The sequence below is a fragment of the Micromonospora sp. URMC 106 genome, assembly GCF_051386395.1.
Classification (GTDB): domain Bacteria; phylum Actinomycetota; class Actinomycetes; order Mycobacteriales; family Micromonosporaceae; genus Micromonospora.
Map to the genome: position 1 here is coordinate 1 of NZ_JBPQTP010000304.1, position 212 is coordinate 212.

At 64.6% G+C, this 212-nt stretch carries 1 pseudogene; it reads right to left on the bottom strand.

The features are described from left to right. Positions 1-212: pseudogene (locus tag ACSNOB_RS32205) on the bottom strand (hypothetical protein); the annotation flags it as partial.

Consider the following 212-nt stretch of genomic DNA (forward strand, 5'->3'; position numbering starts at 1 on the left):
GAGTACTGCGGGTCGGTGATCTGCTCCACCGTGCCCCAACCACTCGACGGGCGCTGCTGGAACAGACCCTGCGAGTCATGGTCGTTGCGCTCACCCAGATGACCCAGGTTCTCCAGCTTCGACTCCTGCAACGCCGTAGCGATCGCCACCACGGCGGCCCGCTCGTCCATACCGGCCTTCTTCGTCGCCGCGATGATCGCCTTCACGTTACC